The sequence below is a fragment of the Enterobacter asburiae genome (assembly GCF_008080435.1).
In the GTDB taxonomy this organism is placed as follows: Bacteria; Pseudomonadota; Gammaproteobacteria; order Enterobacterales; family Enterobacteriaceae; genus Enterobacter; species Enterobacter asburiae_C.
Map to the genome: position 1 here is coordinate 1 of NZ_VRKN01000040.1, position 6,277 is coordinate 6,277.

Below are 6,277 nucleotides of genomic sequence, written 5' to 3' on the forward strand. Positions count from 1 at the left end.
CTGGCCATGGTGCTAACCCGCGTTAAATATCCCACGTAGGTCAGCGCCCCCCCTCACGGAAAGTCATACTGTCTTACAAATTGTCTGTTGAAACTCTGGAACATACAGTTAATCTTCGGCAGGATCTTGTTCCGCAGTCCGATGAGTGCGGGATTGAGAATGACATCTAAACTCTATATTGTGTAATAGCTCAGCCAGAGTAAGATCCATTTGTTAAGGATTACAACATATTAGAACGTTATGTTCCTCAGATTGCGCTGCGTGAAAAATGATTAGGTTGCAGGGGTGTACCACGTCAGATTTTATGCAGCGCCTCCAATATCCCTATTGTTAGGTAGGGTATTTACAGACTTTAACTGCTATCCCAAGCAACGCTCTTGGTTGCTACAGGCGAGAGTGGAAAGGTATCTATAAGCTAAACACTGATCAGTCTTTTAAACAGTAACTGCAGTATGTCCTGCCTGTGTGCCAGAATGGCGTGTACCGTAATCTTGTCCCCTTCTACCGAATACAGAACTCTGTAACCTTCCGGGGTATTGCACTCTCGGTATTTTGCGCAGCCTAACTTCAAAAGTTCAGGGCAAATCTGGCAGTTCAAGGGAAATTCACCAACTCGGGTTTCGAAATGCTCAATGATGGTGGAGATAACCTCCCTGGGATCGACATCATTACGTCTTAAATGGTTGGCTATCTCATCTACGCAAAGCTTTACCGTACGAGTGTACTGAATATCTGCGCCCATATCATAAGCCTGCCAGCAACTGTTCTTTTGAAAGCAGATTGCCGTCAGCTTTGTCTTTCTCTGAAATCGTCAGAAGTTTGAGAAGTGCTATGGCACTTTCCCGCTCCTGTTGTGCTTCATACGATTCAATAACATAGGCAGGAATGCCGTTCTGTGTCACCAGAATAGGCTCACTTAGATTTAGTGCTGCCGCATTCTTTTTTACGTAGCTAATAGTTTCGACTTTCATAAGGTTCCCCATAGGTTTGTAGTCTAAATATAGACTCTATTTGGTCTTTTGACAATATAAGGCCAGTTGATATGTTATGGGTTACCTAATTACAATTCATGTGCACCATATTGTGTTTTGGGTTTAAATTGTTGTACGTTTTATTTTTATGTGTACAATTCATTCTGCAGTATCCGCCGAAAAGGCAAGGAACCCCTATCAGAGGATTAACGATGAAACATGACTACGGCGGTGTTGGTACCATTGCTTCAAGAGCAAGTAGCCTGCTTCAGGCCATGAGCCGGGATATTGAAGAGCAGCGTAGAGAATTCAATCTGACTGAGTATCATCAGACATACACTCGTAATGCTGTGGCCAAGTTACCAAAACTAAGCCGCCGTATCGTTGAACTGTCGATGAAAGAGATGGAAGACCAGGGCTATGAGTTCAACAAAAAGCAAATTGGTAATGTTGAGCAGTATGCGTTAACGATTCAGAACGTCATTGATATATACGCCCATCGTAAGGTTCTGAAATACCGCGATATACATAATGGACCGTACGTTATCTTCGTCGTTAATCTTAAAGGGGGAGTTTCTAAAACGGTCAGTACGGTAACGCTGGCACATGCATTACGCGTTCATCAGGATTTGTTGCGACATGATCTGCGAATTCTTGTCATTGACCTCGATCCGCAGGCATCCAGCACTATGTTCCTGGATCACACCCACAGTATCGGTTCTGTACTGGAAACAGCAGCTCAGGCCATGCTTAATGACCTCGATTCGGAGACGCTTCGAAACTCCGTCATTAGACCTACCATTATTCCTGGTGTGGATGTTATTCCTGCCTCTATTGATGATGGTTTCGTAGCCAGCCAATGGGAATCTCTGGTTGCTGAATATTTACCGGGCACTAAACCTTCGGAAGTACTCAGAACGAAAATCATTGAACGTGTTGCTGATGACTATGACTTTATCTTTATAGATACTGGCCCTCACCTTGATCCTTTCCTTTTGAATGGTCTGGCCGCGAGTGACCTCTTACTGACCCCTACCCCGCCAGCTCAGGTTGATTTTCATTCAACGCTTAAATACCTCACCCGTTTGCCGGAAATGCTGGAGCGACTCGAAGAGGAAGGTATAGAGCCCCGACTAAGTGCAAATATTGGGTTTATGTCCAAAATGACTGGTAAACGCGATCATGAAACATCGCACAGCCTTGCCCGTGAAGTTTATGCAAGCAGCATTCTTGATTATTCATTACCCCGTCTGGATGGGTTTGAGCGCTGCGGTGAGTCATTCGATACGATCATAAGCGCAAATCCCATGTCTTATCCAGGTAGTGCTGAGGCCTTGAAAAAAGCCAGAACTGAGGCTGAGCGCTTTACTAAAGCTGTGTTTGACCGTATTGATTTCATCAGAGGAACAACAGAATGAGACAGGTACTCGCCCGTGGCCGCGTGCTTGGTAAAAGTAATTCAGATGGCGACGATAACAGCAGAACATTCACGCTGAAGTCAGGAAGTCAGGCTCGCTTTGTCCGAACTGTAGTTCTGAGTGGTGACATTGAAGCAAAAACGTATGTAGATCCAAGCATAAACGGTCGTGACCAGGCGATGCTTACCCCTGAGTCCGTCAGCGATATTTCTCGTACCATCATTCTGCAGCAATTTTTCCCGGCTATTGGTCGTGAAGTTAATGGTCGGATTGAAATTCTTGATGGAACCCGTCGACGAGCTGCATGCATTTTTAATCAGACTAAGTTTGAAATACTGGTTACAAAGGATGAGATCAATGTCTCTGATGCCAGACAACTTGCGGTAGATATCCAGACTGCGCGGGAGCACAGCTTACGTGAACTTGGTAAACGCTTTGAGGTCATGTATGACAAAGGTATGACCAAAGAAGAGATTGCCATCGCGGAAAATATATCTCCGGCAAAAGTGACTCGCGCATTTCAAGCCGCAGCTGTGCCTGATGAAATGATCGCAATATTCCCGGCCATCAACGACATCTCTCTGGCTGATTACCAGTTTCTTCTCCAAGTGGCAGAAGATGCGAAAGCTAAGGGTATATCAGTGGATGAACTGATGGATAGGGTATTGGAGAAAGTTGCAAAGGCTGACCATATAAGCGGGGATAAGAAAAAAATTCTTGCGATCTTCAGAGAAGAAAGTAAAAGCCTGAAACCAGCACCAGTAAAGCAATTTGAGACAGAGAAAATTCGCGAGTTCACCGATCGTCGTCAGTATGCCAGAAAAAAAACGGACCAGAAAAATCGCGTTGTGGTCTATGAATTTTCTCGTATATCTCCTGCTGTTCAGGCTGAGCTTGATGAAGCGATTAGAAATATTATGTCTAACATTTCTTCCGCTGAGTAAGGCATCTTGTGTGTGCCGGAGAGCCCTCCGGCCTCACTATTCTCTTGATTTTCCCCGCAGTAATTTCACCTCTAACTTAATGAATAGCAACAAAAAATGAAGATTTTTTCATAGTGAAAGTCCCAGCAATTTTCATGCTTCTTTGGAGTTTCAAGATTCTGTTCGAATACAATAAGACTTGAAGAGTTATTTTTCAGATAAAATGTAGACATCGTACGCCTAAGCTATACAAATTTGTCCCGCAGAGATTTCATAATTAACCTACTGTTTTTATTGTTTATATCTGATTTCTTTCATAGTGAAAGTCCCACGGTTTTCAACCTGCGTATTCTACTGAGAATCTAACAGATAACATTGTAAGTGAAGTCTTTCAGTGTCCTCTTTGACTCGGCTGCACGATTGGTACCTCCAATGCCTTGGCCAGTTCACTCTCTGAACGTTGACGGCTGTGCCACTACTATTAGCTGGTTAACCATTCCACAACTGGTGCGGGCTATAAGCAAAAGTATCCTCATCATAGTGTTCGCTGATAGGAAGACGAAAAGCAGCAACTGATCGCGCGGGCCACAGCGGCTGATTTCGATGTTAATGCTTTTGCCCGGGAGTACCAGCGTCGGCCAGAATCCGTTATCACCTGCATGACTCGTCTGGGCCTCATCGATAAGACTCACAACGCTCACTAGCCTTCCCGAATCCGGCTGGCGGTAATCACACTGCCAGCAGTTCTGTCCATTCCTGCCTCTTCACATTCTGCTGTTCTCCCCCACACCGCTTAACCGTCGCACCGTGCCGGAAAAATTCAAGCCGCCAGCTGCGGCGCCCGTTCGCATTCCTTCCCTCTGGTCAGTCTTTTGCGCTGCGGCCTTGCATCCGGAGCTGGATTTTTTCCAGCTGGCACGTTGCGTCGTGTGCGGTATGGCGGGAGCACACCGCAGACCGCCGGAAAGGAAGGAACGCCAGAATGACGCAATTAACTCTGGAGATGGCATTACCAGAAGCAACTCCCCGTAAACCAGCGCATACCGGGCAAAACGGTTACGACCATTACCGCCGGGATTTTGTTCGCCTGTTTAGCGACATCGCGCGCTACCATCACCGGCATGAAGTGTTCCGGGATTTCGTTGAGATGGCATCGATCGCTGTCCAGAATGCCTTTCTTCGCTCGCCGGAACTTGAACAGGAATATCTGACTATTGCGGGTCGTTATCAGCCTGATGATGTGAAACGTATGGCACACCTGCTGGCATGCCTTACCGGCGCGCTGGAGTGTCAGCCCAGTGATTTTCTTGGGCAGATTTTTATGGAGCTGGAGATCGGCTCTGCGCATATGGGCCAGTTTTTCACCCCTTATCACCTTTCCCAGCTGATGGCTCGTCTTACCGCCGGCAATGTGCGCGAGCAGCTGAAGCACAAACCGTTTATCACATTACATGAACCCGCTGCCGGCGCCGGTAGCATGGTGATTGCTTTTGCAGAGGTGATGGCAGAGCAGGGCATTAACTATCAGGACAAACTCTTTGCCAGCTGCATGGATATTGACCCGGTGGCCGCCCATATGTGTTACCTGCAGCTGTCCTACCTGGGTATCCCTGCCGAAGTCATAACCGGTAATACGCTGACGATGGCATTCAGCCGCACCCGCTTCACGCCCGTGTATTACCTCAACGACTGGCCTGAAAAGTTTGCACTTCGTGATCGCGTTAAGGCGATGAAAAAGGTGCTGTCTGGATTTGCCGCGTAGTTTATTAGGGCAGGGGGGAACCCTGCTTTGACTGCCGAAAAACCTGCGGCCGATGGCCGCGAGTTGGGAGGTGGCTGCGCCACCTCTTTTCTCCGTGCCGATTCGGGTCCGTATTTATTTTTTGCTCGCTCTTTCTCTCCGGACTTTCCGCTGATTTCTGTGTTTGGTCATTATCCCCGGTGATCGGCTGCTCTCTCCCTTGATTAAAACGACTCAGGTCAAAACCATGGCCTCCTTCGGCTCTCGACCCGACCCGACCCGACCCGCTACGCGGTCCGGTCCGGTCGTCAGTCGGCAGCTGCTGCGCATCGGCCAGTCTCCGCCGAACCCCTGCGGGTTTCGTCCCTCCCGGGTAGTGTCTGATGGCAACGTCCAGGTCAAAGGCTGCAGCTGGCTGACGCCAGCGCTTCACCGCCCCGTTGGGGCTTTAAGGGACCGGCCAGCCGGTCTTTCTGGCGTTCCCCTTTATGCCGGTGTTCGCTGCGGGGCTTCTTTCTCCGTGGCAGACGCTGGCACGGGGCGCTTTGCGGTCAAGGGTACGCTTCGCCGGCCTGACGCCGCCCCTGACCGCTTCGCTGATACCCCGTTCCGGTCTTTTCCCACGGAGCCAGATCCCCGTGCTGCGTGAAACCCAAAGGGTGACACCAGTAAAGAGGCCGGTTCGAGGCAAATTGCCAACCAGCCGCACCTTATACCCTTATGAGGAAACAATAATGCTGTTATTTACTGCTCAAAAACTTTTGCCTGTCGTTACTGTGATCCAAAAAAATAATGCTGACTTACTGCTGGTGAAAGATGAAGGGATATACGTCATGTCTTCTGTTGAAAAAGTCACAGAAGGATGCAAGCGCACTGTTGCTTATGCCGAAGGCTATGATCCGGCTAAGTTTCCCGACGGTGGCGAATTATATGATGCCTGCGTCGATGCCGTTGGTGGCGACGATTTTGCCGAATTACTCCCCCTTAACGACGACGTTCTGACTGCGTTAGCCGAAGGAAAACATGATTTGCTGATAGTCGTCACTGAAACTCAGATCCGTATTGATTTGGCTCCGGTCGGGAAGGCGTCATGAGTTAAGCCGCGATGGCCGGTGGCGGTGGGTGGTAAGTCAGTTAGTGTGCTGAGTATTAGGCGACAATTACCCCGTCCGCATCGCGACAATTACTCTGGCCTGTTTGTAATCTGAGCGTCCTGTTTCTTCT

Annotated in this window: 6 protein-coding genes; 4 read left to right on the forward strand and 2 right to left on the reverse strand. The window is 48.4% G+C overall.

Features of this window, described 5'->3' with window-relative positions; all coding sequences use genetic code 11:
- Positions 1-415: 415 nt before the first annotated feature.
- Both FU672_RS24490 and FU672_RS24495 read right to left on the reverse strand, forming a co-directional pair.
- Positions 416-742, reverse strand: a complete 327-nt coding sequence (locus FU672_RS24490) for a type II toxin-antitoxin system RelE/ParE family toxin (protein WP_148245191.1) — start codon at positions 740-742, stop codon at positions 416-418.
- A 1-nt stretch (position 743) separates the two neighbouring features.
- Positions 744-971, reverse strand: coding sequence for a type II toxin-antitoxin system Phd/YefM family antitoxin (locus tag FU672_RS24495; protein ID WP_148245192.1), 228 nt, complete (start codon positions 969-971; stop codon positions 744-746).
- Positions 972-1,183: 212 nt separating this feature from the next.
- Here FU672_RS24495 and FU672_RS24500 point away from each other — a divergent pair, with 212 nt between their 5' ends.
- The 4 genes from FU672_RS24500 (at position 1,184) to FU672_RS24955 (ending at position 6,147) form a co-directional block, all read left to right on the forward strand.
- The gene (locus tag FU672_RS24500; RefSeq protein ID WP_148245193.1) at positions 1,184-2,389 is read left to right on the forward strand and encodes an AAA family ATPase; all 1,206 of its coding nucleotides are present in this window, start codon (positions 1,184-1,186) and stop codon (positions 2,387-2,389) included.
- Positions 2,386-3,333, forward strand: coding sequence for a ParB family protein (locus FU672_RS24505; protein ID WP_148245194.1), 948 nt, complete (start codon positions 2,386-2,388; stop codon positions 3,331-3,333). Before FU672_RS24500 ends, FU672_RS24505 begins: the two co-directional genes overlap by 4 nt.
- A gap of 961 nt (positions 3,334-4,294) precedes the next feature.
- A complete protein-coding gene (locus tag FU672_RS24510; protein WP_262349068.1) occupies positions 4,295-5,074 on the forward strand; it encodes an N-6 DNA methylase in 780 nt (259 codons plus the stop codon).
- Between the two features lie 713 nt (positions 5,075-5,787).
- Complete coding sequence (locus tag FU672_RS24955) at positions 5,788-6,147, forward strand: DUF3085 domain-containing protein (RefSeq protein ID WP_187360853.1); 360 nt, start codon at positions 5,788-5,790, stop codon at positions 6,145-6,147.
- Positions 6,148-6,277 lie beyond the last annotated feature (130 nt).